At 64.0% G+C, this 26886-nt stretch carries 23 protein-coding genes; 13 read left to right on the forward strand and 10 right to left on the reverse strand.

All coding sequences use genetic code 11. The features are described from left to right. Positions 1–18: 18 nt before the first annotated feature. From smc to rpsF, 4 genes are all read right to left on the reverse strand, one after another. Positions 19–3528 carry a chromosome segregation protein SMC gene (gene smc / locus BCV67_RS01255; RefSeq protein ID WP_062166128.1) on the reverse strand — a complete coding sequence of 1170 codons (3510 nt, stop codon included), beginning with the start codon at positions 3526–3528 and terminating at the stop codon, positions 19–21. A gap of 228 nt (positions 3529–3756) precedes the next feature. Continuing rightward, positions 3757–4206, reverse strand: a complete 450-nt coding sequence (gene rplI, locus BCV67_RS01260) for a 50S ribosomal protein L9 (protein WP_057628742.1) — start codon at positions 4204–4206, stop codon at positions 3757–3759. A 171-nt stretch (positions 4207–4377) separates the two neighbouring features. Beyond that, complete coding sequence (rpsR, locus tag BCV67_RS01265; RefSeq protein WP_002804494.1) at positions 4378–4608, reverse strand: 30S ribosomal protein S18; 231 nt, start codon at positions 4606–4608, stop codon at positions 4378–4380. Between the two features lie 11 nt (positions 4609–4619). Next, on the reverse strand, positions 4620–5051 hold the full coding sequence (gene rpsF / locus BCV67_RS01270; RefSeq protein WP_057628743.1) for a 30S ribosomal protein S6: 432 nt from the start codon (positions 5049–5051) through the stop codon (positions 4620–4622). A 250-nt stretch (positions 5052–5301) separates the two neighbouring features. Between rpsF and BCV67_RS01275 the strand changes: the two genes are divergently transcribed. Next, positions 5302–6516 (forward strand): MFS transporter, encoded by a 1215-nt coding sequence (locus BCV67_RS01275; protein ID WP_062166129.1) that lies wholly within the window; start codon positions 5302–5304, stop codon positions 6514–6516. A gap of 404 nt (positions 6517–6920) precedes the next feature. Here the strand turns inward: BCV67_RS01275 and BCV67_RS01280 are convergent, their stop codons facing one another. After that, positions 6921–7259, reverse strand: a complete 339-nt coding sequence (locus BCV67_RS01280; RefSeq protein ID WP_062166130.1) for a HesB/IscA family protein — start codon at positions 7257–7259, stop codon at positions 6921–6923. Between the two features lie 150 nt (positions 7260–7409). Between BCV67_RS01280 and asnS the strand changes: the two genes are divergently transcribed. The 5 genes from asnS (at position 7410) to can (ending at position 10852) form a co-directional block, all read left to right on the forward strand. Continuing rightward, positions 7410–8804 carry an asparagine--tRNA ligase gene (asnS, locus tag BCV67_RS01285; RefSeq protein ID WP_062166131.1) on the forward strand — a complete coding sequence of 465 codons (1395 nt, stop codon included), beginning with the start codon at positions 7410–7412 and terminating at the stop codon, positions 8802–8804. A gap of 38 nt (positions 8805–8842) precedes the next feature. Then, positions 8843–9148, forward strand: coding sequence for a hypothetical protein (locus BCV67_RS01290; RefSeq protein WP_057628761.1), 306 nt, complete (start codon positions 8843–8845; stop codon positions 9146–9148). Continuing rightward, a complete protein-coding gene (locus BCV67_RS01295) occupies positions 9145–9456 on the forward strand; it encodes a hypothetical protein (protein ID WP_057628747.1) in 312 nt (103 codons plus the stop codon). The genes BCV67_RS01290 and BCV67_RS01295 overlap by 4 nt, the downstream gene beginning before the upstream one ends. 7 nt (positions 9457–9463) lie before the next feature. After that, positions 9464–10108 (forward strand): FMN-binding negative transcriptional regulator, encoded by a 645-nt coding sequence (locus BCV67_RS01300; protein ID WP_062166132.1) that lies wholly within the window; start codon positions 9464–9466, stop codon positions 10106–10108. Between the two features lie 81 nt (positions 10109–10189). Beyond that, the gene (gene can / locus BCV67_RS01305) at positions 10190–10852 is read left to right on the forward strand and encodes a carbonate dehydratase (RefSeq protein WP_057628749.1); all 663 of its coding nucleotides are present in this window, start codon (positions 10190–10192) and stop codon (positions 10850–10852) included. Positions 10853–11081: 229 nt separating this feature from the next. Here the strand turns inward: can and BCV67_RS01310 are convergent, their stop codons facing one another. Next, positions 11082–11276: a hypothetical protein gene (locus BCV67_RS01310; RefSeq protein ID WP_156455718.1), complete on the reverse strand. Its 195-nt coding sequence runs from the start codon at positions 11274–11276 to the stop codon at positions 11082–11084. Here BCV67_RS01310 and BCV67_RS01315 point away from each other — a divergent pair. The 7 genes from BCV67_RS01315 to BCV67_RS01345 all read left to right on the forward strand — a co-directional run bounded on the left by BCV67_RS01315 (position 11275) and on the right by BCV67_RS01345 (position 17757). Next, positions 11275–11802, forward strand: coding sequence for a 3-hydroxyanthranilate 3,4-dioxygenase (locus BCV67_RS01315; RefSeq protein ID WP_062166134.1), 528 nt, complete (start codon positions 11275–11277; stop codon positions 11800–11802). The genes BCV67_RS01310 and BCV67_RS01315 overlap by 2 nt on opposite strands. Before the next feature lie 50 nt (positions 11803–11852). Continuing rightward, a complete protein-coding gene (gene kynU / locus BCV67_RS01320) occupies positions 11853–13127 on the forward strand; it encodes a kynureninase (protein ID WP_062166135.1) in 1275 nt (424 codons plus the stop codon). Positions 13128–13145: 18 nt separating this feature from the next. Next, complete coding sequence (locus BCV67_RS01325) at positions 13146–14516, forward strand: FAD-dependent oxidoreductase (protein WP_062166136.1); 1371 nt, start codon at positions 13146–13148, stop codon at positions 14514–14516. Further along, positions 14516–15955, forward strand: a complete 1440-nt coding sequence (sbcB, locus tag BCV67_RS01330; protein WP_062166137.1) for an exodeoxyribonuclease I — start codon at positions 14516–14518, stop codon at positions 15953–15955. The genes BCV67_RS01325 and sbcB overlap by 1 nt, the downstream gene beginning before the upstream one ends. Next, positions 15952–16638 carry a DUF2461 domain-containing protein gene (locus tag BCV67_RS01335; RefSeq protein WP_062166138.1) on the forward strand — a complete coding sequence of 229 codons (687 nt, stop codon included), beginning with the start codon at positions 15952–15954 and terminating at the stop codon, positions 16636–16638. The genes sbcB and BCV67_RS01335 overlap by 4 nt, the downstream gene beginning before the upstream one ends. A 71-nt stretch (positions 16639–16709) precedes the next feature. Further along, positions 16710–17183 (forward strand): hypothetical protein, encoded by a 474-nt coding sequence (locus BCV67_RS01340; RefSeq protein WP_062166139.1) that lies wholly within the window; start codon positions 16710–16712, stop codon positions 17181–17183. Between the two features lie 19 nt (positions 17184–17202). Next, positions 17203–17757 carry a DUF2939 domain-containing protein gene (locus tag BCV67_RS01345; RefSeq protein WP_062166140.1) on the forward strand — a complete coding sequence of 185 codons (555 nt, stop codon included), beginning with the start codon at positions 17203–17205 and terminating at the stop codon, positions 17755–17757. 15 nt (positions 17758–17772) lie between these two features. Here the strand turns inward: BCV67_RS01345 and BCV67_RS01350 are convergent, their stop codons facing one another. The 4 genes from BCV67_RS01350 to BCV67_RS01365 form a co-directional block, all read right to left on the reverse strand. Further along, a complete protein-coding gene (locus BCV67_RS01350; RefSeq protein WP_062166141.1) occupies positions 17773–19146 on the reverse strand; it encodes an NAD(P)-binding domain-containing protein in 1374 nt (457 codons plus the stop codon). 472 nt (positions 19147–19618) lie between these two features. Continuing rightward, on the reverse strand, positions 19619–20563 hold the full coding sequence (locus BCV67_RS01355) for a 5'-nucleotidase (RefSeq protein WP_062166142.1): 945 nt from the start codon (positions 20561–20563) through the stop codon (positions 19619–19621). A gap of 99 nt (positions 20564–20662) precedes the next feature. After that, positions 20663–21427 carry an NAD kinase gene (locus BCV67_RS01360; protein ID WP_062166143.1) on the reverse strand — a complete coding sequence of 255 codons (765 nt, stop codon included), beginning with the start codon at positions 21425–21427 and terminating at the stop codon, positions 20663–20665. A gap of 348 nt (positions 21428–21775) precedes the next feature. Then, positions 21776–26758 carry an NAD-glutamate dehydrogenase gene (locus BCV67_RS01365; RefSeq protein ID WP_062166144.1) on the reverse strand — a complete coding sequence of 1661 codons (4983 nt, stop codon included), beginning with the start codon at positions 26756–26758 and terminating at the stop codon, positions 21776–21778. Positions 26759–26886 lie beyond the last annotated feature (128 nt).

Raw genomic sequence — 26886 nt, forward strand, 5'->3', positions numbered from 1 at the left:
TGGTTAAAGGATGGCACGTCAGGCGGCGCCCGCCAATCGGGCAGCCTCTTCCAGATCCACGCTGACCAGCCGGCTGACGCCCGGCTCGCGCATGGTAACGCCCGACAACTGGTGCGCAGCCTCCATCGTCGCCTTGTTGTGGCTGACGAACAGGAACTGCACTTTCTCACTCATTTCCTTGACCATATTGGCCAGGCGGCCGACGTTGGCCTCATCCAGCGGCGCATCCACCTCATCCAGCAGGCAGAACGGGGCCGGGTTGAGCTGGAAGATGGCGAACACCAGCGCCACTGCGGTCATCGCCTTCTCGCCACCGGACAGCAGCGAGATATTGGACACGCGCTTGCCCGGCGGACGCGCCATGATGGTCACGCCGGTGTCGAGCAGGTCTTCGCCGGTCAGTTCCAGATAGGCGTGGCCACCGCCGAACAGGCGCGGATACAGGGCCTGCACACCGGCGTTGACCCGGTCGAAGGTATCCTTGAAGCGGCCACGGGTTTCGCGGTCGATCTTGCGGATGGCGTCTTCCAGGGTTTCCAGCGCGGTATTCAAATCGGTGTTCTGCGCCTCCAGATACTCCGAGCGCTGCGAGGCCTCGCCGTATTCGTGGATCGCCGCCAGGTTGACCGGCTCCAAACGACGCATGCGGCCGTCGATCTGGTGCACCGCCGATTCCCAATCCGACAGGCGGGCGTCCTCGGGCAAGGTATTGATCACGTCCTGCAGCACGAAGCCCGCCTTTTCCACTGCAGCGGACAACTGCTCGGCACTGAGCACCAGCGCCTGCTGGTCCAGCTTGCGCTGGGAAATGCGTTCGCGCTGCGCCAAGGCCTGCTCGTCGCGCTGGTGGCGGGTCTGTTCCAGGCCACGCAGCTCGTGATCAATGCCATCCAGCAAGGTGCGCGCTTCGGCCAGCACGCGATCCACGCGTACGCGCTCAGCCAATGCGTTCTGATGCTCCGCTTCCAGCGTATGCACCGGTGTATCGCCTTCGTCCAGCTGCGAGTGCAACTCGCCCAGCCGTGAATCAAGCTGGCCGCGCTGGCTGCCCATGCGCTCCAGCGCGTGGCTCAGCGAGCTGATCTGGGTACGCTGCGATTCCAGCGTCAGCGCCAGCGCATGCATGCTGTCGCGCACATTGCGCGCGGCATCGCGGGCCAGATCGCGGGCGTCGGTCATCTGCCTGCGTTCGTTTTCCAGCGCATGCCTGGCCGATTCCAGATCGCCCATGCTGGACACCGCCTCATCCAGCCGCAGGCGCGCCTCGGTGGCCTGCTCGCGACTGATCTCCAGCGTCTCCAGCAACTGCGCCAGCTCGGTTTCGATACGCTCGATGCGGGTGCGCGTGGATTCCAGCTTGCCTTGATGACTCTGCAACTGCCCCGCCAGCTCGGATGCGCCGCGGTGCGCCTGGTACAACGAGCGCTGCACGTCTTCGCGCTGCTGCTCGGCCGCCAGCAATTGATCGCGGAGCCCGGCAAGCTGGTTTTCCAGCGTGCTTTCGCGCTCCTGCAGGGTCTCGATCTGCGCACGCAGGGTGACGATCTCGCGCTCGCGCAGCAATGCGCCCTGCTCGGCCGCACCGGAACGCGAAAAGCGCACCCAGCCCTGTCCCAGGCGTTCGCCGCTGCGGGTGATAACCGACTCGCCGTCGCCCAGCGTGCGCTGCAGTTGCTGCGCCTGGAGCAGATCCTCGGCACCATGCAGATGCGCCAGCAGGCGACGGATGGCCAACGGCCCCTGCACCTTCGCCGCCAGCGAGGTCGGCGCGAAATCCGCCTTGCCCTCGGCATCGGCATCGGCAACCAGTGCGATGCGCCCTTCACCCAACTCACCGAGTGCATCGACCAGGGCTTCCGGTGCATCCACCAGCACGCCTTCGATCAATTGCCCCAGCGCGCTTTCGACAGCGTTTTCCCAGCCACCTTCAACGGTGATGCGCTCACCGACGCGCGCAGCCGAATCCAGGCCACGTGCCTTCAACCATGCGGCGGCGGCACCCTGCTCCTGACCGAGCGCCGCCTGCTGCAGCGTCTCCAACGAGGAAAGCCGGCCACGCGCGGACTGCGCCTGCTTGCGCACCTCGGCAAGCTCGGTCTGCCCGGCGCGCTGCTGTTCCTGCAATGCAGCCACCGACTGCTTGCGCACTTCGACCTGTGCATTCAAGGTCTCCAGCGCGGTCTTCTGGGTTTCGTGCTCCAGCTGCAACTGCTCGAAGGCCTCGGCCAGCGCGTCCAGATCCAGCCCGGCGCGCTCGGCCTGCAGGGCCTCGCGACGGCGGTCGGCTTCCAGAATCTGCTTGTCCAGGTAATCCACGCGGGTGCGTTCAACCTCGCCCGAACGTGTCGCCTCGGAGGTGTTGCGGTTGTGCGCTTCCCAACGCTGCTGCCAATCAGCCAGCTTGGCCTCGGCCTCGCGCAGCGCTTCCTGGCGGATTTCATTGTCTTCCTGCAGCTGTTCCAGCTGCGGCTCGGCGTTTTCGACCGACTCGCGCAGCACGATCAACTTCGCTTCATCACCACTGATGTGCTGGCCAAGTTCGGACAGCGCCTGGCGGGTTTCATCGCGCGCCTTGTGCAGGCGCTGCGCCAGTTCCCGCTGGTGGTGGATCTGCTGCTCAAGCCGGGCCAGGGTGCTACCCACCTGGTAGACATCGGCCTGCGCCTTGTTGAGGTTCTCGGCAGCTTCTTCGCGGCGAACGCGGCCGGTTTCAATACGGGTTTCGGCATCGCGCTGTTCGGCGATCAGCTGCTGCAGCTTGGTTTCCTCCCGCGCCAGCGCTTCGCGCAGGCCGCTCAGGCGCCCGTCCAGGCCGCGGTATTCCAGCGCCTTCCACTCCGCATCCTTGACCCGGCGCTCTTCCTGCAGCGCCTGGTACTGCTCGGCCTGCCGCGCTTGGCGCTTGAGGTGTTCAAGCTGCTTGCCGATCTCCTCGCGCAGGTCGTTGAGCCGGTCCAGATTCTCGCGGGTGTGGCGGATGCGGGTTTCGGTTTCCTTGCGGCGCTCCTTGTACTTGGAGATGCCGGCGGCCTCTTCCAGGTACACGCGCAGGTCTTCCGGGCGCGCCTCGATGATCTGGCTGATCATGCCCTGCTCGATGATCGAGTAGCTGCGCGGGCCAAGCCCGGTGCCGAGGAACAGATCGGTGATATCGCGGCGGCGGCACTTGGTACCGTTCAGGTAATAGTTGCTGCTGCCGTCACGGCTGACCGTGCGCTTGACCGAAATCTCGTTGAACGAGGCGTACTCGCCGGAGATGGTGTGGTCGCTATTGTCGAAGATCAGCTCAACCGTGGCCTGCGACACCGGCTTGCGACCGGCAGAGCCGGAGAAGATCACGTCGGTCAGCGAATCGCCACGCAGGCGGCTGGCCGAGCTTTCGCCCATGACCCAGCGCACCGCATCGATGATGTTGGACTTGCCACAGCCATTCGGACCGACGACGCCGGTCATATTGGTCGGCAGGTGCAACGTCGTGGGATCGACGAACGACTTGAAACCGGAGAGCTTGATCGTGGATAGACGCATGGAATCTGGCTGTTGGCGGATATCGGCAGCCACTGCCGACACCCGGAATGAGGTTCCGGAGGTTTCGCCCCCGAACTCAAGTCATTGATATTCCGAGGAATTCAAAAGACCAAGCACGGCACTGGCACCCGAGTATAGCGACACCCATGGCCACCAGCGCCCACCACCGGCCGGGCAAAAGAAACGGGCGCCTTGCGGCGCCCGTTCTTTACAGCCAGTCCGGCAGAATCAAGCGTCGGACTCGACGATGACCTTGACGGTGGCTTCCACGTCGGCGTGCAGCTTGACGATGACGTCGAACTCGCCAACGTTGCGGAAAGCGCCTTCGCCCATGATCACTTCGCTCTTGTTCAGCTCCAGGCCGGCAGCGGTGAAGGCTTCAGCGATATCACGCGGGCCAACCGAGCCGTACAGCTTGCCTTCGGTCGAAGCGTGCGCAGCGATGGTGACGCTGGCGCCTTCGAACTTGGCAGCGCGGGCTTCGGCACCGTTGTGCGAGGCCTGGGCCTTGGCTTCGTACTCAGCGCGCTTGGCTTCGAACTCGGCGATGTTGGTCTCGGTGGCCGGCACGGCCTTGCCCTGCGGCACGAGGAAGTTACGGCCGTAGCCCGGCTTCACATCAACCAGGTCGCCCAGGCCGCCGAGGTTGGTCACTTTCTGGATAAGAATCAGCTTCATTGTGCAGCTCCGTTATTCGTTAGCGGCGCCGATGGCACCGCAACGCTTGCTGTCCGAATAGGACGGTTTAAGACAGGAACGAGAGGACAGGAACCAGAAACCAGTGAAGGCGAACCCTCTACTACGTTTCTGGTTCCTACGCGGCAAAGCCGCTACTCGTTCCTGGACGTATCAGACGTCGTGGTTGTCCGTGTACGGGATCAGGGCCAGGAAACGGGCGCGCTTGACGGCCGTTGCCAGCTGGCGCTGGTACTTGGACTTGGTGCCGGTCACGCGGCTCGGAACGATCTTGCCGTTCTCGGTCAGGTACTGACGCAGGGTGTTGAGATCCTTGTAATCGATCTCTTTCACGCCTTCAGCGGTGAACTTGCAGAACTTACGACGGCGGAAGAACTTGGACATGAAAGTGCTCCTTATTCAGCAGAAGCGGCGTCATCGCCGGCTTCGTCATTGGTGGAAGTGGCACCTTCTTCGTCGTCACGACGACGGCGCTCGCCACGCTCGGGCTTGTCACCCTTCTCGTCCTTGCTCTTCATGATCAACGACTGCTCGGTGTCAGCCTCGTCACGCTTGATGACCAGGTTGCGCAGCACGGCGTCGTTGAAACGGAAGCTCTCGGTCAGTTCGTTCAGAACTGCCTGGTCGGCTTCGATGTTCAGCAGAACATAGTGAGCCTTGACCAGATTCTGGATCGGGTAAGCCAGCTGACGACGGCCCCAATCTTCCAGACGGTGGATGGTGCCGTTACCGGCTTCGACCAGCGCCTTGTAGCGCTCGATCATGGCGGGGACCTGTTCGCTCTGATCCGGGTGGACCAGGAACACGACTTCGTAATGACGACTCATGTTTTTATACCTTTCGGATATAGCCCTGACGGGCTGGACAGCCCCCCGCAGTGAACGCAGTGGGGCAAGGGCTCCTGCACGCAGAGCGCAGGAAGCCGGGCATTATCCACCGCAAAGGGGCCGGAAGCAAGCCAGACCTCCGCAGCGTGCAACACAGCGTCCGCAACTGCGCCGACATTGACCCGGGGATTTGCTGCGACGCAACAGTACACTATTTAACCGCTTCCACGCCCCGCCGCCCGGACCCGACGTGAATTCCACAGACTCATTGGCAGCCCTGCTGTCGCCACGCCAACGCACCTTGATCCTGCTCGCGCTCTCCCTGGGCGGCTTCGCCATCGGCACCAGCGAGTTCGCCAGCATGGGCCTGATGCTGGAAATAAGCCGCGGCCTGGCCATCACCGAAGCCCAGGTCGGCCACCTGATCAGCGCCTATGCCATCGGCGTGGTAGTAGGCGCCCCGCTGCTGGCCTTTGCCGGCTCCAGCCTGCGGCGACGCACCCTGCTGCTTTGGCTGATGGGCTTCTACGCCATCGGCAACCTTGCCAGCGCGCTGGCGCCCGACTACCACAGCATGCTGCTGGCCCGTTTCGTCGCCGGCCTGCCCCACGGCGCCTACTTCGGCGTGGCGATGCTGGTTGCCGCCTCGATCAGCCCGCCGGAACAGCGCGGCGCTGCGGTTTCCAAGGTGCTGCTAGGGCTGTCGATCGCCATCCTGCTGGGCAACCCGCTGACCACCTGGCTCGGCCAGCAATTCAACTGGCGCAGCGCCTTTGTGCTGGTCAGCGCGTTGGCGCTGGCAACTGTGACGATGGTGGCGCGGCAGCTGCCCGCTGACCCGAACGAGGTCCGAACCTCGCCAATGCGTGAACTGCGCGCCTTCAACACCCCGCAGGTATGGCTGGCCCTGGCGATCGGCGCGATCGGTTTTGCCGGCATGTTCTGCGTGTTCACCTACCTGGCCCCCACCCTGGTCAATGTGACCGGCATCAATGAACGCTGGATGCCGGTGGCCGTCGGCCTGTTCGGCGTGGGCGCGATCATCGGCAACATCGCCGGCGGCAAACTGGTGGACCGGCTGCAGTTCCGCGCCGCTGGCGTGTTGTTGGCCTGGTCGATCGTGGTGTTGTTGCTGTTCCCGCTGGCCGCCCACTCGGCCTGGGCGATGGTGCCGGCGATCATCGCCGTAGGCACCATGGGTGCACTGGCCGTGGCCCTGCAGACCCGGCTGATGGACGCCGCGGGCGAGGCGCAGACCTTGGCCGCCGCCTCCAATCATGCTGCCTTCAATACCGCCAATGCGCTGGGCCCGTGGCTGGGCGGCATGGCCATCGGTGCCGGCTTTGGTCACGCCTCGACCGGTTACGTGGGCGCGGCAACGGCGGCAGTTGGACTGTTGCTGTGGGGAATTGCGGTGCTGCTGCAGCGCCGCCAGGACGCATCAGAACCGCTGATCGCCGACTGACAGGTTGCTCGGCAGGGGCCTCTGCCATGCAAATCCCGCGCTGTAGTGCCGAGCCATGCTCGGCAGAGGCCTTATGCACAATCCAGGTCATCGCCGGGGTAACGCCCCAGCCGAGCATGGCTCAGCCCTACAGGGGACGGCTCTCCGCGATCCCGGCTTGCCTCGCCTCTACCCCGGCGCGCTACGTGACTTGCCTCAGCGATGCATATCGATCGGGAACTGACAGGTAGTGCCGAGCCATGCTCGGCAGGAGCCTTATGCACAATCCCGGGTATCGCCGGTAACGCCCCAGCCGAGCATGGCTCGGCTCTACAAGGGGACGCGCGCCCCGATCCCGGCTTTTCTGGCCCCGACGTACGGCGCGCTCCGAGGCATACGCCGCTCCTACAGGCCCCCGGCTTGCCTCAGCGGTGCATATCGTCGGTGGTGAAGCTCTCGCCACAGCCGCATTCGGCCGCTGCGTTGGGATTTTTAAAGGTAAACGTCTCGCTCAGGCCCTGCTTGCCGTAGTCGATCTGGGTGCCATCCACCAGCGGCAGGCTCTGGGCGTCCACATAGATGCGTACGCCGTCCTGTTCGAACACCGTATCGCCCTCACGCTGATCCTTGGCCAGGTCGGTGATGTGGCCCCAGCCCGAGCAGCCGGTACGGGTCACGCCAAAACGCAGGCCCAACGCGCCCGGGGTGCTGCTGACAAAGCGCTGCACGCGGGAATGGGCGATGGGGGTCAGATGAACAGCCATGGTGGGGCGACTCCAGCAGAATTACGGTCCAATTATAGATGTGGGCGGCCCGCCGGACTGCAAGCGTTGATAAATGCCTCGCCTGCCCGGGTCTTGAACCGCTAAAATCTCGCATTCACAGATCGAGTCGATCAACAGAGGATTCAAGTCATGACGGTGGTCAGCGTTGCACACGCCCTTGCCGGGAAGTTCCCGGAAGGCGGAGAAGTCACAGTCCGCGGGTGGGTCCGCACAGTGCGCGGCTCGGCTGGACTGGCCTTCGTCAACGTCAGCGATGGCTCGGGCTTTGCCCCGATCCAGGTCGTGGCCACCGAAGCGCTGTCCAATTTCGAAGACATCAAGAAGCTGACCCCGAGCTGCTCGGTGATCGCCACCGGCACCCTGGTCAAGTCGCAGGGCAAGGGCCAGAGCTTCGAGATCCAGGCCCAGAACCTTGAAATCGTCGGTTGGGTCGAAGACCCGCTGACCTACCCGATCCAGCCCAAGCCGATGTCGCCGGAGTTCCTGCGTGAAGTGGCGCACCTGCGCCCGCGCACCAACCTGTTCGGCGCTGTCACCCGTATCCGCGACTGCCTGTCCAAGGCCGTGCACCGTTATTTCCACGAGAACGGTTTCTATTGGATCAGCACCCCGATCGTCACCACCTCCGATGCCGAAGGCGCCGGCCAGATGTTCCGCGTCTCGACGCTGGACATGGCCAACCTGCCGCGCACCGGCAATGGCGAGATCGATTTCAGCCGCGACTTCTTCGGCAAGGAAACCTTCCTGACCGTGTCCGGCCAGCTCAATGTCGAGGCCTACTGCCTGGCACTGAGCAAGGTCTACACCTTCGGCCCGACCTTCCGCGCCGAGAACAGCCACACCACCCGCCACCTGGCCGAGTTCTGGATGGTGGAGCCGGAAATCGCCTTCGCCGACCTGGACGAAGACGCACGTGTGGCCGAGGAGTTCCTGAAGTACCTGTTCCGCGCCGTGCTCGATGAGCGCGCCGACGACATGGCCTTCATCGCCGAGCGCGTGCAGAAGGATGCCATCACCCGCCTGGAATCCTTTGTCAACGCCCCGTTCGAGCGCATCGAGTACAGCGATGCGATCACCCTGCTGCAGAAATCCGGCAAGAAGTTCGACTACCCGGTCGAATGGGGTCTGGACCTGCAGACCGAACACGAGCGCTGGTTGACCGAGGAACACGTCGGCCGCCCGGTGGTGGTGACCAACTACCCCGAGCACATCAAGGCCTTCTACATGCGTCTGAACGACGACGGCAAGACCGTCGCGGCGATGGACGTGCTGGCCCCGGGCATCGGCGAGATCATCGGCGGCAGCCAGCGCGAAGAGCGCCTGGATGTGCTGGACGCGCGCATGGCCCAGTTCGGTCTGGATCGCGAGCACTACCAGTGGTACCGCGACTTCCGTCGTTATGGCTCGGTGCCGCACGCCGGTTTCGGCCTGGGCTTCGAGCGCCTGGTGGTCTACGTCTGCGGCCTGTCCAACATCCGCGACGCCATTCCGTACCCGCGCGCACCGGGTTCGGCGGAATTCTGATCCAGGTGATTTGATCCAGCTACAGGGAGGCAGTGCAGTTGACCTTGTTCTTCGCTCTTTGCTTCGTCGGCGTGGCCATTGCAGGCCTCAGTGCCTTCCTGATTTTCTGGCCGTTGACGCTGGTGCATATCCGCGACCGGCATCCGGCGCTGGCGGCCGAGTTCGGCGCCGGCGCCTTTCTCAAGCCGGAAAGCCTGCGCTGGTTGCTGGGGCGCGGCTTCAACGGCATCGCCGACCGCTCGCTGTCGGGCCTGGCCACGCCAGCACGCATCGCTTTGCTGGTGACGTTTGGCGGGCTGGGCATGGCACTGCTGTTGTGGCTTTTTTCGCAGGTAATGAAATGACTGATTTCGACAACATCCCCGACCAGTGGTGGCTGGCACAGCTGGGCGGCACCTTGATCTGGGCACGCCTGCGGGTTCGCCCGGGCGGCACCGCCGAAGTGCTGGACAGCGACGGCAATACGCTGAGCTATGACAGCGAAGACACCGCCCGCGCGCAGCTGTTCGACGCCGAGTTTGTCGCCTTTGACGGCCTTGACGAAGAAGACGCCTTGCATCGTGGTTTCTCGTTGCACGAAGTAACGCCGCCGCAGGGCGACGACGATGCGTTGCGCGGGCGCATGGTGCAGTTGCTCGGCACAAGGGTTTAACAGCCCAGTGTTCGCCCAGCGCGTCTTCGTCGAGAACGACCTGCTCTGGCTGGATCGCCTGCTCGCACGCGACCCGTTCGTCACCCTGTTGACCACCGGTAGCGATGGTCTGCCCGAACTGACCCGACTGCCGGTGCTGTACCGGCGCCAGGGCGAGCAGATCGAACTGATCGGCCATTGGGCCCGAGCCAATCCGCAGTCACGCCATCGTGGCCGCGCCAAAGTACTGATTGACGGGCCACAGGGCTACGTGTCGGCAAGCTGGTATCCGGACAAGGAAAGCGCCGCGCGCGTCCCCACCTGGAACTACGCCGCTGCCGAGCTGGTCGGCGAACTGCAGGCCTTCGGTGATGCGCCGGCATTGGCGCAGCTGCTGTCGGATACCAGCGCCCACTTTGAAGCCAGCGTCGGCCAGGATTGGGTTTTTGACGCGAGCCTGGACGATCACGGCCCCTCACTGCGCGCCATCGTAGGCTTCCGCCTGCAAGTGCAGCAGATCCAGATCAAACTGAAACTGAGCCAGAACCACCCAGCGGCAAACCAGCTGGCGGTGATCGGGGCCTTGCTGGCCCTGGACACGCCCGATGCCCGTGAACTGGCGCAGTGGATGCAGCTATATCGCAGTGAGCACGGCGGCCAGCACGATGACTGAGCCGTGCCCCGTTTCCCGCGACGCTGCCGTGCACACGCATGCCAGCGCCCTCCCCCTCCAGATCGCAAGGGAAGCTTCACCATGAAAGACATCCATAACCTGTTGCAGAAGAACCGCGAATGGGCGGACCGGATCGAGAAGGAAGATCCCGAGTTCTTCCATCAGCTGGCCAAGCAGCAGAACCCGGAATACCTGTGGATCGGCTGCTCCGATTCCCGCGTACCGGCCAACCAGATCATCGGCATGGCACCGGGCGAAATCTTCGTGCACCGCAACGTTGCCAACGTGGTGGTGCACACCGACCTGAACTGCCTGAGCGTCATCCAGTACGCGGTGGACCAGCTCAAGATCAAGCACATCCTGATCGTCGGCCACTACGGTTGCGGCGGCGTGCACGCGGCGCTGAACCACGTACGCGTCGGCCTGGCCGACAACTGGCTGCGCCACGTCGGTGACGTCGCACAGAAGCATGACGACATCCTGTCGCAGATCGACGACCCGGACCTGCGCCATGCACGCCTGTGCGAGTTGAACGTGATCGAGCAGGTGGTCAACGCCTGCCGCTCGACCATCGTCCAGGACGCTTGGGCCCGCGGCCAGAAGCTGATGGTGCACGGCTGGGTCTACAGCCTGCGCGACGGCCGCGTCAGCGAGATGGGCATTGATGTGGGCGCACCGGAAGAGCTGCAGCCTGCGTATGAGAAGGCGTTGTCATTCGTGCCGCGGAAGGGCAAAAGGCACTGAGCTTGAAAGCCCCTGCCGAAGCCAAGCCTCCCCAATCTGGGCCGAACCTAGGCCTCCTCAATCTGGGCCGAAGCTAGGCTTCCTCCCCTCTCCCGCTTGCGGGAGAGGGGCTGGGGGTGAGGGCCTACCGCCCCAGCCAAGTCAAAAACCTGCCCTCATCCGCCCTCCGGGCACCTTCTCCCGCCAGCGGGAGAAGGGACAAGACAAAAGCTGAAGCCCAAGCAAGAGCTCAAGCAAGAGCAAAAGCGCGAGCAAAAGCCGAAGCCGAAGCCGAAGCCAAAGCCAAAAGCGAAGCAAGAGCAAATGCAACGGCAAGCGCAACAGCGACAGCAACAGCAACAGCAACAGCAACAGCAAACGCAACAGCAGCACCCCACCGAACACCCAGCAACACCCCAGCCCCGTTACCCAACAGGCCCCACATGCTCCCCCTACCCCTGAACCTGCACGGCTGGATCGAGGAACATCGCCATCTCCTGAAGCCGCCGGTCGGCAACAAGATGATCGAGAACGGTGAGTTCATCGTAATGGTGGTTGCCGGCCCCAACAGCCGCAGCGACTACCACTGGGATGAAGGCCCCGAGTGGTTCTATCAGCTCGAAGGCGAAATGGTGCTGCGCGTACAGGAAGATGGGGCCGTGCGCGACATCCCGATCCGGGCCGGCGAGATCTTCCTGCTGCCGCCCCGGGTGCCGCATTCACCGCAGCGCATGCCCGGCTCGATCGGCCTGGTGGTCGAACGCAAGCGCCTGGACCATGAGCTTGATGGCTTCATGTGGTTCTGCCAGCAGTGCAATCACAAACTCTACGAAGAGTTCTTCCACCTGAAGAACATCGAAACCGATCTGCCCAAGGTGTTCGACCGGTTCCATACCTCGCTGGCACACCGTACCTGCCAACATTGCGGTGCTGTACACCCACTGCCCAAACCGGCCACGCCGGAAGTCTGAGCGGCCGGGCGCGGTTACACTGCGGATACATCCTCGACGTGTCCGCACCGATGAACGAAACGCTGTCACCCGCCCATGCCACCGCGCTTGATGCTGCCGATCCCTTGCGCCATCTGCGCAGCCAGTTCCTGATCCCGCAACACCAGGGCAGCGATCAGACCTACTTCGTCGGCAACTCGCTGGGCCTGCAACCACGCGGCGCACAAGCCATGGTGCAGGAAGTGATGGATCAATGGGCGCGCATCGCGGTGGAAGGCCACTTCACCGGGCCGACGCAGTGGTTGAGCTATCACCGCCTGGTGCGCGATTCGCTGGCCGGCGTGGTCGGCGCGCTGCCGCATGAAGTGGTGGCGATGAACACGCTGAGCGTGAATCTGCACCTGATGATGGTCAGCTTCTATCGCCCGACCAGCGAGCGCCCGGCGATCCTGATGGAAGCCGGGGCCTTCCCCACCGACCGCCATGCGGTGGAAGCGCAGATCCGCTTCCACGGGTTCAACCCGGCCACCGACCTGATCGAAGTACAACCTGACGAAGCCAACGGCACCATTTCGATGCAGGCCATCGAACGCGCCATCAGCGAGCACGGCAAGCGCGTCGCGCTTGTGCTATGGCCGGGCGTGCAATACCGCACCGGCCAGGTATTCGATCTGGCGGCGATCACCCGCCTGGCCCGCGCACAGGGCGCCAGTATCGGGTTCGACCTCGCCCATTCGGTCGGCAATGTGCCGCTGGCCTTGCATGACATCGCCCCGGATTTCGCGGTGTGGTGCCATTACAAATACCTCAATGCCGGCCCCGGTGCGGTTGCCGGTGCCTTCGTGCACGAGCGCCATGCCAAGGACACCTCATTGCCGCGCTTCGCTGGCTGGTGGGGCCATGAGCAGGCCACCCGATTCCAGATGGCGCCGGAGTTCGTGCCGGAACTGGGCGCCGAAGGCTGGCAGCTGAGCAACCCGCCGGTACTCGGGCTTGCCCCGCTGCGCGCATCACTGGCCTTGTACGACGAGGCCGGCATGGCCGCACTGCGCACCAAATCCCTGAAGATCACCGGCTATCTGGAAACCATGGTGCGTGCGCGCCTGGAACATGTGCTGCAGATCATCACCCCATCCGAACCCGAGCGCCGTGGCTGCCAGCTGTCATTGCGCGTGGCCGGTGGCCGTGCGCAGGGGCGCTCGCTGTTCGAGTACCTGCAATCGGTGGGTGTGCTCGGCGACTGGCGCGAGCCCGACGTGATCCGCATCTCGCCCACGCCCATGTACAACCGCTACAGCGATGTCTACCGCTTCGTCGACGAAGTGGAAACCTGGGCTGGCGTCTGACCAACGGAATCCTGTGACTTGAACACCCCCACCCCACGCAGCCTCACCCTGATCGGCGCCGGCCTGGCCGGCTCCCTGCTCGCCATCCTGCTGTCGCGGCAGGGCTGGAAGATCACCGTCTATGAGCGCCGCGGCGATCCGCGTATCGCCGATTACGAGTCCGGCCGTTCGATCAACCTGGCTCTGGCCGAGCGCGGCCGCAACGCCCTGCGCCAGGCCGGTGTCGAGGACGAGGTGATGGCCAAGGCGGTCATGATGCGCGGACGCATGGTGCACCCACGCGACGGTGCGCCCGATCTGCAGCGCTATGGCCGCGATGACAGCGAAGTGATCTGGTCGGTGCACCGCAAGGATCTCAACACCACCCTGCTGCAATTGGCTGAGCAGGCCGGTGCGAAGATCCATTTCCACCGCCGCCTGCACACCGTGGACTTCGATGCTGGCTACGCCCGTTTCATCGACGACCGCGATGACCAGCCACACGATATCCATTTCAACACGCCGCTGATCGGTGCCGACGGTGCCGGCTCGGCGCTGCGTGCGGCAATGAATCGCAAGCGGCCGCTCGGCGAACGCACCGAATTCCTCGACCATTCCTACAAGGAACTCGAGATTCCGCCAGCTGCCGACGGCAGCTTCCAGATCGAAGCCAATGCGCTGCACATCTGGCCGCGTGGCAACTACATGTGTATTGCCCTGCCCAATGACGAGGGCACGTTCACCGTGACCTTGTTCCTGCCCAACGAAGGCGAACCCAGCTTTGCCACGGTGCGCAATGGCGCCGAAGCCGAGGCTTTGTTCCGGCGCGACTTCGCCGATACCTTGCCGCTGATTCCTGACCTGCGCGCGGATTGGGACCAGCACCCGCCCGGCCTGCTGGGCACGCTGTTCCTGGACCGCTGGCATCAGTGCGGCAAAGCCGTGCTGATCGGCGACGCCGCACACGCGATGGTGCCGTTCCACGGACAAGGCATGAACTGCGCGTTCGAGGACTGCGTGGTATTGGCCCGCTGCCTGGCCGACAACGCCACCACCGAACAGGCCTTCGCCGCGTTTGAAGCCGAGCGCAAGCCCAATGCCGCGGCCATCCAGCAGATGGCCTTGGACAATTACCTGGAAATGCGAGACCGCGTCGCCGACCCGGCTTACCTGCTGCAGCGTGAGCTCGAGCACGAACTGCAGGCACGTTGGCCAACCCGCTTCGTGCCGCATTACACGATGGTGACCTTCCTGCATACGCCCTACGCGGTGGCACTGGAACGCACCCATCTGCAGCAGGCCATTCTGGCAGCTGCCACCGCCGGCCTTGATACGCTGGAGGGCGTTGACTGGACGGCTCTGGAACGGATCGTCCACGCACAGCTGCCGGTACTGGAAGGAGCGCACTGATGGCCGAAAGTTTTCTGTTCTACGACCTGGAAACCTTTGGCCAGGACCCACGCCGCACCCGCATCGCCCAGTTTGCCGCCGTGCGCACCGATGCCGAGCTGAAGGTCATCGAGGAGCCGGTCAGTTTCTACGTCAAGCCGGCCGACGATCTGCTGCCCTCGCCGATCGCAACCCTGATCACCGGCATCACCCCGCAGCATGCACTGGCCGAAGGCGTCAGCGAGGCCGACGCCTTTGCCCGCATCAACGAGCTGATGAGCAAGCCACAGACCTGCACGCTGGGTTACAACACGCTGCGCTTCGATGATGAATTCGTGCGCTACGGCCTGTTCCGCAACTTCCATGATCCCTACGAACGCGAGTGGCGCAGCGGCAACTCGCGCTGGGACCTGCTCGACATGCTGCGGCTGGTGCACGCGCTGCGCCCGGAGGGCATCAACTGGCCGCAACGCGAGGATGGCGCCACCTCGTTCAAGCTCGAACACCTGGCCCTGGCCAACGACGTGCGCGAAGGTGATGCTCACGAGGCCTTGTCCGACGTCTACGCCACCATCGGCATGGCGCGCCACTTCCGACAGGCGCAGCCACGCATGTGGGATTACGCGCTGCGCCTGCGCGACAAACGCTACGTCGGCAGCCTGCTCGACGTGGTGGCAATGACGCCGGTGCTGCACATTTCGATGCGCTACCCGGCCAGCCGCCTGTGCGCGGCACCGGTGCTGCCGCTGGCACGCCACCCGCACATCAACAACCGGGTCATCGTGTTTGATCTTGAGGGCGACATCGAGCCCTTGCTGGAGCTTTCGGTCGAAGAGATCACCGCGCGCCTGTATACCCGCGCCGCCGATCTGCCCGAAGGCCAGCAGCGGATCCCGTTGAAAGAAGTGCACCTCAACAAGGTACCGGCGCTGGTTGCGTGGAATCACCTGCGCGATGCCGATTTCGAACGCCTGCAGATCGATCCTGCGGCAATTGAAGCCAAGGCCGAAAAACTGCGTGCGCTCGGCCCGCAGCTGGCCGAGAAGGCCCGTCAGGTATTCGCCCGCGAACGCGTCAACGAGGGCCCTATCGATGCCGATGCCTCGCTCTACGACGGCTTCCTCGCCGAGGGCGACAAGGGCCTGCTCAGCAAGGTGCGCACCGCGCCGCCGGAGGCACTGGCCGAACTGGAACAGCGCTTCCGCGACCCGCGCCTGCCCGAGCTGCTGTTCCGTTACCGGGCCCGCAACCATCCACAGACGCTGGACGCGACCGCGCGCTCACGCTGGGATGCGTATCGTCAGCAGCGTTTCAGCACCCCCGGTCTGGCCGAGCAGACCTTGCCGGAATATGTCGCGCAGATTGCCGCGTTGCGCGAGGAACACAAGGACAACCCGGCGTCCCTGGCCCTGCTCGACGCACTGGACCAGTGGCGCCATACCCTGCAGGACACACCATGACCCAGTATTTCAGCGACGCCAGCTTCAAGTTCCTGCGCGGGCTGGCCCGCCACAACGACAAGACCTGGTTTGCCGAGCATAAGCAGCAGTACGAAGATCACGTAAGGCAGCCGTTCCTGCGCCTGATCACCGACCTGCAGCCGGACCTCAGCGCGGTCAGCCCGCATTTCCAGGCCGACCCGCGCACCGTCGGTGGCTCGCTGTTCCGCATCTACCGCGACTCGCGCTTCTCCCACGACAAAGCCCCCTACAAGACCTGGCAAGGCGCGCGGCTGTTCCATGAGCGCCGCAAACAGGTACCCGCGCCGTCGTATTACATCCACCTGGCGCCGGGCGAGAGCTTTGTCGGCGCCGGTATCTGGCACCCCGAGCCGGACGTGCAGCGTCGTCTGCGACAGTTCATTCTCGACAATCCGGGCAGCTGGAAGGCCGCCGCGCACGCGCCGGCCACGCGCAAGCGCTACGAGTTCGAGAGCAGCGAGAAGCTGGTGCGGGCGCCGCGTGGCTTCCCCGCCGATTTCGAGTTCATCGACGACCTCAAGCACCGTAACTGGGTGCTGTGGCGCTCGCTGGATGACGACGTGATGACCGGCCCACGCCTGCGCCAGACCCTGGCCAAGGACCTGGCCGCACTCGGCCCGTTCGTTGACTACCTGTGCGCGGCGCTGGACCTGGAATTCTGATTAGCGCTGGCTTCACGCAAACCAACCCGGTTTGCGGCACGCTGGGCGGCAACCTTCGACAGGAAGCCGCCATGACCAGCATCCACCTTCAAGTCTGGATTGATGCACCGCTGGCCACCGTCCATGCCGGTTTGGCCAGCGCCGAGGGGCTGGGCCAATGGTGGATACCCCACCAGCACTCGGTCATTGACGGTGACAACGTGCTCAGCCACAACCCCGGCTCCGGCCATGGCGTGGTCGCCATGAAGGTTCTCGAGAATACGGCCAGGGGCTGCGTGCGCTGGGAAGTCATCAGCCGCCACCCGCCGCAAAGCCCGGCCTCGGCCTGGACTGGCACCGAGATCCGCTTTGATCTCTCGCGCCGTGCCAGCCCCGGTGCATGGCGCGGCCTGCCGCATGAAGGCGAGCCCATGACCGTGCTTGAATTCCATCATCTGGGCTGGAACGGCGACAGCGAATACCTGGGCTTCTGCAGCCAGGCCTGGGCCGAAACCCTGGTAATGCTGCGACGCTGGGCGGAAGCCGGCGGCGCCGACCACGCCTGATACCGAGGACAGCTACGCAATGAAGAAATGGATACTCGCCGCCGTCGTTGCCGTTGCAGTGCTGCTGGCCGCCTATGTGATCGGCGGTCCCTACCTGGCCATCCGTGGCATCAGCCAGGCCATCGAGCAGCGCGATACCGGCAAGCTGGCGCGCCATGTCGACTTCGCCGCGGTGCGGGTCAACATGAAGGCCCAGCTCAACGACTATGTGGTGCGCAGGGCCGGCGCGGACGTGCAGTCCAGTCTGTTCGGCCAGGTAGCGCTGGGCGTGGCAGGCAACCTGGCCGGCGCCGGTGTCGATACCTTCGTCACTCCGCTGGGCATCGCGGCCATCCTGCAGGGCGACAGCCTGTGGAAGCGCGCCATTGGTGACACCGTCGGTGGCGATACCTGGGCACCGCCCTCGCCGGCCAAGCCGCTGGCCAATACCACCGGACACTACGAATCATTCTCGCGCTTCACCGCCACAACCCACCTGGAAGACGGCCGCGAGGTGGTGTTCGTGCTCAGCCGCCAAGGCCTGCGCTGGCGGCTGACCAACATCCTTCTGCCACTGGGACAGGCGCCGGGTTGACCGGCGCCGTACCGATCAGGCAATCCTGCGCGGGCGTTCTTCAAGCGCGCTATCGGCCAGAAAGGCCTCCAGCGAATCATCCATCGCCTGCATCCACGGCGTGTGGTGCGGGGGTGCCAGCGTGCCGGTGAGTACCGAGCGGTAGCTGTAGTTGCGGTAGCCGAGGATGTCGTCCTTCTTGTCGTGCTTCCATTGCTTGAACAGCGTGGCAACGGCCTCGACATTGAAGTCCGGGTAGTCGGTGGCGTCGAGCAGATCGCGCACGTATTCGGTCTGGAAATCGATGTCCTGTTCGGCCGAAGTCGTTGCTTCCTCGCGTGCCAGCCAGGCAGCGCTGTCGGCCCGCATCGCATCACCCGAAGGCAGGGCGATCTTGCCCAGAATCACATCACGCGCGTACCAGGCCTGCGCATCGAACATGTTGAAGGTGTAGTACTGGTCCTGCATGCCCAGGTAGATCAGCTTGGGGTTGTCGATCCAGAACACGCCCTTGTACAGATCACCCGGATACAGACGGTTGCGGGTGCGCAGCGTCAACGCATCGGGCAGGAACGGGAAATGGTGCTGGTAGCCGGTGCACAGCACGATCGCATCCACCTGCTTTGAACTGCCGTCGATGAAGTGCGCGGTGGTACCTTCCACGCGCTGCAACAGCGGTTTTTCCTCGAACGCGGCTGGCCAGTCATAGCCGGTCGGCGCGCTGCGGTAACTGAAGGTCACCGATTTTGCGCCGTACTTGTAGCACTGCGTGCCGATGTCCTCGGCCGAATAACTGGCGCCGACCAGCAGCAGATCCTTGTCGGTGAACTCGCAGGCATCGCGGAAATCATGTGCGTGCAGCACGCGGCCCGGGAACCGATCCACGCCTTCAAAGAACGGCGCGTTCGGCGTGGAGAAATGCCCGGTGGCAACGATCACGTGATCGAATTCCTCGCTGATCAGTTCATCCTTTTTCAGATCACGCACGGTGACCGTGAAGCGCTCGGTCTCTTCCGAATAGTCGACCCACTGCACGGCCATGTTGAAACGGATCTGATCGCGCACGCCGCTCTTTTCGATGCGGCCCATGATGTAGTCGCGCAGCACGGCGCGCGGCGGATACGAGGCGATCGGGCGGCCAAAATGCTCTTCGAAACTGTAGTCGGCAAACTCCAGCGCTTCCTTCGGGCCGTTCGACCAGAGGTAGCGGTACATGCTGCCGTGTACCGGTTCACCGTAAGCATCCAGCCCGGTACGCCATGTGTAGTTCCACATCCCGCCGAGATCGGATTGCTTTTCGTAGCAGACGATCTCAGGCACTTCTGCACCGCCTCGACGGGCGGATTCAAAGGCACGAAGTTGCGCCAGGCCACTGGGGCCGGCTCCAAGAATGGCGATACGCATGGTCATACGGGTTGTTTCTCCTGTGTAGCTGCCAACGCGCGAACGCGACGGCACTGCGCAAGGGCGCGTGATGCACCGTGCAGGAGAGACAATGCGTCCAGTCCCGCGCGGCGCGCGAAACACCCGGCCGCCACGCAGGGCAGCGTTGAAGGGAATGGCAGGTACGTGACGCTACCGGTCGGGGAACAGGCCCCGCCCCTGGATCACCGGGTGGGTGCAGTGCGGGAGGGATCTGCTGCATTCGTGCAGATCAGGGCGCGGCAGGATTGCCGCTGGTTCAGGCAAGAACCCGCGAAAGCGTCTTCATCCTAACATGCGTTGGATGCATGGCTGCAAGCCAGCGGCTTTTGTAGGAGCGGCTTCAGCCGCGAAGCTCGTGAAAAGACCAGATACACGTTGTGCGCAATTGCAGACAACCGCGCGCCGGAAATGTCAGTGGTTTCGCGGCTGACGCCGCTCCTACAAAAAGCGGGTTGGCTCAATCCGGATTCGCTACACCATGCGGCACATGCCCTGCCGCTACATGCTGCCGTGCGCTGTCGATGTTGTGCTGTGAATCGTCGAAGAAAATATCGGCACCGAATGCTTCCAGGAACGGCCCCTTGTGGCGCCCGCCCAGGAACAAGGCTTCGTCAAGACGAACGCCCCATTCACGCAATGTGCGGATCACCCGTTCATGCGCCGGTGCGGAACGGGCCGTCACCAGTGCCGTGCGGATCGGCGCGGCTTCGCCGGCCGGGAACGCCGCCTGCAAGGCATGGAGTGCGGACAGGAAGTTGCGGAACGGGCCACCACTGAGTGGCTCATGCGCACGCTCACGTTCGTGTCGGCCAAAGGCTTCGACGCCCTGCTCACGCGAGATGCGCTCGCTTTCGTCACCGAAGATCACCGCATCACCGTCGAAGGCGATGCGCAGCTGGGTCTTGGAGCGGCCGGTGTCAGTGGCAGCCGCCGATGCAGCGGCAACTTCCTGCGCACTCTGCGGCAGGATAGTGGCCGCGGCGATGCCGTTGACCAGGGCGCGCCGCACCGAATCCGGGTTGGCCGACAGGAACAGGTCCGTGCCAAACGGTTTGACGTAAGGCCAGGTTGGCTCACCGGCGGTGAAGGTGGCACGCACGATATCCAGCTTGTAATGCTGGATGGAATTGAAAATACGCAGGCCGGTGTCGGCCGAGTTGCGCGACAGCAGGATCACTTCCACGCGCGGGGTTTCCACCGGTGCCCCGTCGTTGAGAGCCAGCAGCTTGCGCACCACCGGAAAGGCAACGCCGGGCTTGAGCACATCGTCTTCGTGCGCCCGCTGGTAGGCGGCGTAGGCCTCAAGACCTTCCCGTTCGAACAGCGCGTGGCCTTCTTCAAGGTCGAACAATGCGCGCGAGGTAACCGCGACGGTGAGAAGGCGGGGAGTGTTGTCACCCATGGACGATGAACCCAATGCGATCAAGGAACGGGACCCAGTCTACCCGCAAGCGCCGCCGCTGCACCCAAACGGCGCATTGCCGATCACACTGCCCTGCCCTCACACCATGAACTGCTCGCTGAGAATGCGTTCTTCCAGGTTGTGCTCGGGGTCGAACAGCAAGGTGACCTGGCGCTCGCGCGACTCGCGGATGGTCACTTCGACCACGTCGCGGGTTTCGTGCGAATCGGCGGTGACACTGACCGGGCGCTTATAGGGATCGAGCACGCGGAAACGCACTTCGGTCTCGGCCTTGAGGATGGCACCACGCCAGCGGCGCGGGCGGTAGGGCGCCAAGGGCGTCAGGGCGATGGTATTGGAGCCCAGCGGCAGGATCGGCCCGTGCGCCGAATAGTTGTAGGCGGTACTGCCCGCAGGCGTGGACACCAGCACGCCATCGCAGATCAGCTCTTCCACACGCTGCTGGCCATTGAGATCGATGCCGATATGCGCAGCCTGGCGGGTCTGCCGCAGCATCGACACATCGTTGTAGGCCAGCGAGCCGGTGGTGGTACCCGACTCGGTCAGCGCGATCATTTCCAGCGGGCGCAGATGTGCCGGTTCGGCCAGGGCAAGGCGCTGGATCAGGTCATCTTCGCGATGATGGTTCATCAGGAAGCCGACGGTGCCCAGTTTCATGCCGAATACCGGCTTGCCCTTGCTGCCATGGCGATGCAGGGTCTGCAGCATGAAGCCATCGCCGCCCAGGGGGCAGATGACGTCCGCCTTTTCCGGATTGTGGTCGCCGTAACGGGCAGCCAGGGCGGCACGAGCCTGCTGGGCGGACTCGACGGTGCTGGCGAGGAATGCGATTCGGGGGGACACGGGCGCGTCTTCGGTTCGGCTTGGAGGGCGAGGATAACCTGCTGGTGGTAAAGCGACAGCCCCCTCTCCCCAACCCCTCTCCCGCAAGGGGAGAGGGGCTTGTAGTGCCGAGCTATGCTCGGCAGAGGCTTTACCGGTAGTGTCTAAAAGCCCCCCTCTCCCCAACCCCTCTCCCGCAAGGGGAGAGGGGCTAGCAATCTTCGAGCGCAAGCTTTGCCGGCAATTGCAGCCTTGGCCCCTCTCCCCTTGCGGGAGAGGGGTTGGGGAGAGGGGTAGCTCTTGATTTCACCCAAAACAAAAAAAAACGGGCCCAAAAGGGCCCGTTCTCCAAAACAAAAACCTAACTCCTTAAGCGCCGTGCGCAGCCAGCTGGCCCAAACGCTGCACCGCAACCGAAACGGTCGGGTAATCCAGCGTCTTCTGCTCGGCCAACTCAGCCAGCATCGCCAGGGTGAAGCGCAGGCCGCTGTCATCACGGCCCAACCACGCGGCCACCTTGGCCTCGGCGGTCGCACCCTTCATCGACAGCACCTGGCCGGCCAACGCACGCTGATGTGCAGCCAGCTCGTCGCGCAGCACGCCACGGGCAACCGCATGCCAACGGCCGTTGACCTCCAGCGCATCGATCTGCTCGAACAGCCACGGCATCTGCAGCGCTTCGCCCAGGCGGAAGTGGACCTTGGATACGTCCACCGGCTTGAGCTTGCGCGGACGCGCCAGTTCAATGATGTCGAACGCCGGTTCCAGGAACTGCAGCTCGGACAACTGCTGTGCCAATGCCGCCGGCAAGCCCTTCTCCTTCCATGCCACAACGCTGGCCTCGTAGGCCGGACGCTGCGAATCCGGCAGCACGCCCGAGGCGACACGGATGTCGTTGAACGGACCCTGGTAACGCTCCACCGCGGCGGTGATGCCCGGCATCGTGCCCGGACGGGTCAACAGCCAGCGCACGAACGAACGCTGCAGCTTCCAGATCACTTCCAGTGCATCCACCTGCACCGCTTCCGGCAAGGTGCCATCCAGGGCATCGATCTGCGTCCACAGTGCGCGTGCGTCCAGCGTTTCACGGCTTATGGTATAGGCCTTGGCGACCTCGGCCACAGTGCGGCCGGTGTCTTCCTGCATGCGCATGAGGAAGGTGGCGCCCATGCGGTTGATGGTCTGGTTGGTCACGGCCGTGGCGATGATTTCGCGCTTCAGACGGTGGCGCTCCATCGCATCGGCGTACTTCTTCTGCAGCGGCTGCGGGAAATAACGCAGCAGCTCCTTGGACAGGTACGGATCTTCCGGAATGTCGGATTCCAGCAGCTGCTGGAAGGCGACGATCTTGGAGTACGACAGCAGTACCGCCAGCTCCGGACGGGTCAGGCCCTGGCCGCGCAGCTTGCGTGCCGACAGCTCGGCGTCGGATGGCAGGAACTCGATCTGGCGATCCAGCAGGCCCTGCTTCTCCAGCGTGCGGATGAAGTGCTGCTTGGAGCCCAGACGCTTGCTACTCATCCGCTCCATCAGGCTCAGCGCCTGGTTCTGACGGTAGTTGTCCATCAGCACCAGCTCGCCGACTTCGTCGGTCATCGAGGCCAGCAGCTTGTTGCGCTGGTCGACGGTGAGCTTCTTGGCGCGCACCACGTCGTTGAGCAGGATCTTGATGTTGACTTCGTGGTCGGACGTATCCACACCGGCCGAGTTGTCGATGAAGTCAGTGTTGAGCAGCACGCCCACCTGCGCGGCCTCGATGCGGCCCAGCTGGGTCATGCCCAGGTTGCCGCCCTCGCCCACGATCTTGCAGCGCAGCTCGCCACCATTGACGCGCAGCGCGTTGTTGGCGCGGTCGCCGACATCGGCATTGGTCTCGCTGGCCGACTTGACGTAAGTGCCGATGCCGCCATTCCACAGCAGGTCAACCGGTGCCTTCAGCGCGGCATTGATCAGGTCGGTCGGGTTCATCGCCTTGATGCCGGCGTCGATGCCCAGTGCGTCTCGCACTTCCGGGGTAATCTCGATCGACTTGAGCGAACGCGGATAGATGCCGCCGCCCTTGCTGATCAGCTTGCTGTCGTAATCGGCCCAGCTCGAACGCGGAACCTTGAACATGCGCGCGCGTTCCTTGAACGAGCTGGCAGCTACCGGGTTCGGGTCGAGGAAGATGTGGCGGTGGTCGAAGGCGCAAACCAGGCGGATCTTCTCGGACAGCAACATGCCGTTGCCGAACACGTCGCCGGACATGTCGCCGACACCGACCACGGTGAAGTCCTGCTTCTGGCAGTCACGGCCCAGCGCACGGAAGTGGCGCTTGACCGACTCCCACGCACCACGCGCGGTGATGCCCATGCCCTTGTGGTCGTAACCGACCGAACCACCGGAAGCGAACGCGTCGTCCAGCCAGAAGCCGTGCGCACGGGCGATGCCGTTGGCGGTATCGGAGAACGTGGCGGTGCCCTTGTCGGCAGCCACGACCAGGTACGGATCGTCCATGTCATGACGCACCACGCCCTGCGGCGGCACGATCTTGTTGTTGACGATGTTGTCGGTGATGTCGAGCAGGCCGTTGATGAAGCGCTTGTAGCAGGCCACACCTTCGGCGAACCACGCATCACGGTCCACCGACGGGTCCGGCAGCTGCTTGGCGAAGAAACCGCCCTTGGAGCCGACCGGCACGATCACGGTGTTCTTCACCATCTGTGCCTTGACCAGGCCCAGTACCTCGGTGCGGAAGTCTTCGCGACGGTCCGACCAGCGCAGGCCACCACGGGCGACCGGGCCGAAGCGCAGGTGGGTACCTTCCACGCGCGGGCCGCACACGAAGATTTCGCGGTACGGACGCGGCTTGGGCAGGTCCGGCACCTTGGCGGCGTCGAACTTGAAGCTGATGTAGTCGGCCGGGCCGCCATCAGCACGCACGCCATCCTTGCGCACCATGTAATAGCTGGTACGCAGGGTGGCTTCGATCACGCCGATGAAGCTGCGCAGGATGCGGTCTTCGTCCAGGCTGGAAACGCCGTCGAGCAGCTTGACCAGCACTTCGTGGACCAGCGCCATGCGCGCTGCACGGTCACTCTTGCGCGCCTTGACCACGCCATCGAGCAGCTTGAGGGTGGCGGCATCGTCACCGGCCAGCTGCTTGAACTGGGCCAGCTGCGCGTCCAGCACCGCCTTGTCGGCCGACGGGGTCGGCTCGAAGCGGGCTTCGAACAGTTCCACGATCAGGCGCGCCAGCAGCGGGTAGCGGTTGAACGTGCCTTCCACATAGGCCTGTGAGAACGGCACGCCGATCTGCAGCAGGTACTTGCAGTAGCCGCGCAGCATCGCCACCTGGCGCCAATCCAGACCGGCACCGAGTACCAGGCGGTTGAAACCGTCATTCTCGGCATCGCCGTGCCAGACGCGGGCGAATGCTTCGCCGAACGCGGCGTTCGCACTGACCGGATCGATCGCACCGATGGTGGATTCGACCTCGAAGTCCTGCACGTAGACCGGCGCTTCATCGACCATCAGCTTGTACGGGCGCTCGGCGATCACGCGCAGGCCCATGTTCTCCATCATCGGCAGCACGTCCGACAACGGAATGTCTTCCAGCTGGCGGTACAGCTTCAGACGCAGGCCATCGACGCCTTCGCGACGGATGGCCTGCAGGCTCAGACGCAGATCGTCCGGGCCGGTCAGTGCGTCCAGCTGGGCGACGTCGGCCGCAGCGATTTCAGCGCTGGAGTCTTCGATGTAACCGGCCGGCAACGCCTTGCCGATACGCGAAGCAATACGCAGGCCTTCGCCTTCGCCATGGCTGTTGACCAGCGCTTCGCGCAGGTCGTCCTGCCAGTTGCGCAGCACGTGGGCCAGACGCTTCTCCATGCCTTCGACATCTAGTTCCAGGCTCTGCCCGGCCTTGGGCCGCACGATCAGGTGCACCTGGGCCAGCGGCGAGTCGCCCAGCACTACGCTGGAATCGACGTATTCGCCCTGCAATGCATCCTTGAGCATGCTCTCAACGCGCAGGCGCACGTCGGTGTTGAAGCGCTCGCGCGGCAGGAACACCAGCGCCGAGATGAAACGGCTGAACTTGTCGCGGCGCAGGAACAGGCGGCTACGCACGCGCTCCTGCAAGCCGAGCACGCCCATCGCAGTGCGGAACAGTTCGTCCTCGCTGGACTGGAACAGTTCTTCGCGCGGCAGCGACTCCAGGATATGACGCAGCGCCTTGCCGCTGTGGCTGGACAGGCTCAGGCCCGAACGTGCCATCACGTTTTCATAGCGCTGGCGCACCAGCGGGATTTCCCACGGGCGGCGGTTGTAAGCGCTGGAGGTGAACAGGCCGAGGAAGCGCTGCTCGCCGATGATCTTGCCCTTGGCGTCGAATTCCAGCACGCCGATGTAGTCCATGTAGCCACCGCGATGGATATGCGAGCGGGCATTGGTCTTGGTCAGGATCAGCGCGTCATGCAGGCTGCTGGTAGCGTTCAGGCCTTCCGCCGCCAGACCCTTGACCGGGCGCGCGACCATGGTGTCCTTGCCGCGCATCAGGCCCAAGCCGGTGCCGTTCTGCGCGACCAGCACTTCTTCCTTGCCCTTCTTCTCGACCTTGTATTCGCGATAGCCGAAGAAGGTGAAATGGTTGTCGGCGGCCCAGCGCAGGAACTCCTGCGCCTCGGCACGCGACGCCTTGGTCACCGGCAAGGTGCGCTTGCCCAGGTCCTCGGCCAGCGCCAGCGCCTTGTCGGTCATCGGCTGCCAATCGTTGACGATGGCGCGTACGTCGTCCAATGCGGCGGTGACACGCTTGGCCACCGCGTCCAGCGCGTCGGCCGGCTGGCGATCAATCTCCAGCAGCATCACCGACTCCAGCGCGCCGTTGCCAACGCTACTGAGCTTGCCGGCCTTGTCGCGCGCGATGCTGATCACCGGATGGCCCAGCACGTGCACGCCAATGCCCTGCTCGGCCAGTGCCAGCGTCACCGTGTCCACCAGGAACGGCATGTCGTCGTTGACGATCTGCAGCACGGTATGTGCCGATTCCCACCCATCCGCCTTCAGCGTCGGGTTGAAGGCACGTACGTTGGCCTTGCCCGGCTTGCGCGTGCGGGCGAACTCGAGCATGCCAGCGGCGAGCACCGCCCAATCATCGGCCGAGTGCAGCTTGAACTCGTCGGCCTCCATGCGCTTGTAGAACGCCGTAGCAAAAGCCACTGCCTGCGCCTGTGCGGCTGCAGCGGGATAACGCTTCCGCAAGGCTGCAAATACCGGTTCTAGCGAGAGGCCGGCGTCGGCGATGTTCTGCTTTACAACCGGTTTGGATTTCGTCTTTACGGACTTGGCAGCACTGTTTTGCGATTTCATGGCAGAGCTTTGGGTGTTGCTCGGTTGGAGAAACCGCGATTGTATCGCTGGTAACAAAAAGAACCTTGCTGCAGGGCCGCATTATCTGCGGTGCAAATTTTCGTGCAGACAGTGGCGATAGCCTTGTC

Origin of the sequence: Stenotrophomonas nitritireducens (assembly GCF_001700965.1) — a bacterium.
Taxonomy (GTDB): Bacteria; Pseudomonadota; Gammaproteobacteria; order Xanthomonadales; family Xanthomonadaceae; genus Stenotrophomonas; species Stenotrophomonas nitritireducens_A.

Bases quoted from the DNA above. Each gene is read 5' to 3' on its own strand.
- smc (WP_062166128.1), bottom strand. From the start codon at position 3,528: ATGCGTCTATCCACGATCAAGCTCTCCGGTTTCAAGTCGTTCGTCGAT.
- rplI (WP_057628742.1), bottom strand. From the start codon at position 4,206: ATGAAGCTGATTCTTATCCAGAAAGTGACCAACCTCGGCGGCCTGGGC.
- rpsR (WP_002804494.1), bottom strand. From the start codon at position 4,608: ATGTCCAAGTTCTTCCGCCGTCGTAAGTTCTGCAAGTTCACCGCTGAA.
- rpsF (WP_057628743.1), bottom strand. From the start codon at position 5,051: ATGAGTCGTCATTACGAAGTCGTGTTCCTGGTCCACCCGGATCAGAGC.
- BCV67_RS01280 (WP_062166130.1), bottom strand. From the start codon at position 7,259: ATGGCTGTTCATCTGACCCCCATCGCCCATTCCCGCGTGCAGCGCTTT.
- asnS (WP_062166131.1), top strand. From the start codon at position 7,410: ATGACGGTGGTCAGCGTTGCACACGCCCTTGCCGGGAAGTTCCCGGAA.
- BCV67_RS01295 (WP_057628747.1), top strand. From the start codon at position 9,145: ATGACTGATTTCGACAACATCCCCGACCAGTGGTGGCTGGCACAGCTG.
- can (WP_057628749.1), top strand. From the start codon at position 10,190: ATGAAAGACATCCATAACCTGTTGCAGAAGAACCGCGAATGGGCGGAC.
- BCV67_RS01315 (WP_062166134.1), top strand. From the start codon at position 11,275: ATGCTCCCCCTACCCCTGAACCTGCACGGCTGGATCGAGGAACATCGC.
- BCV67_RS01310 (WP_156455718.1), bottom strand. From the start codon at position 11,276: ATGTGGGGCCTGTTGGGTAACGGGGCTGGGGTGTTGCTGGGTGTTCGG.
- kynU (WP_062166135.1), top strand. From the start codon at position 11,853: ATGAACGAAACGCTGTCACCCGCCCATGCCACCGCGCTTGATGCTGCC.
- sbcB (WP_062166137.1), top strand. From the start codon at position 14,516: ATGGCCGAAAGTTTTCTGTTCTACGACCTGGAAACCTTTGGCCAGGAC.
- BCV67_RS01335 (WP_062166138.1), top strand. From the start codon at position 15,952: ATGACCCAGTATTTCAGCGACGCCAGCTTCAAGTTCCTGCGCGGGCTG.
- BCV67_RS01340 (WP_062166139.1), top strand. From the start codon at position 16,710: ATGACCAGCATCCACCTTCAAGTCTGGATTGATGCACCGCTGGCCACC.
- BCV67_RS01345 (WP_062166140.1), top strand. From the start codon at position 17,203: ATGAAGAAATGGATACTCGCCGCCGTCGTTGCCGTTGCAGTGCTGCTG.
- BCV67_RS01350 (WP_062166141.1), bottom strand. From the start codon at position 19,146: ATGACCATGCGTATCGCCATTCTTGGAGCCGGCCCCAGTGGCCTGGCG.
- BCV67_RS01355 (WP_062166142.1), bottom strand. From the start codon at position 20,563: ATGGGTGACAACACTCCCCGCCTTCTCACCGTCGCGGTTACCTCGCGC.
- BCV67_RS01365 (WP_062166144.1), bottom strand. From the start codon at position 26,758: ATGAAATCGCAAAACAGTGCTGCCAAGTCCGTAAAGACGAAATCCAAA.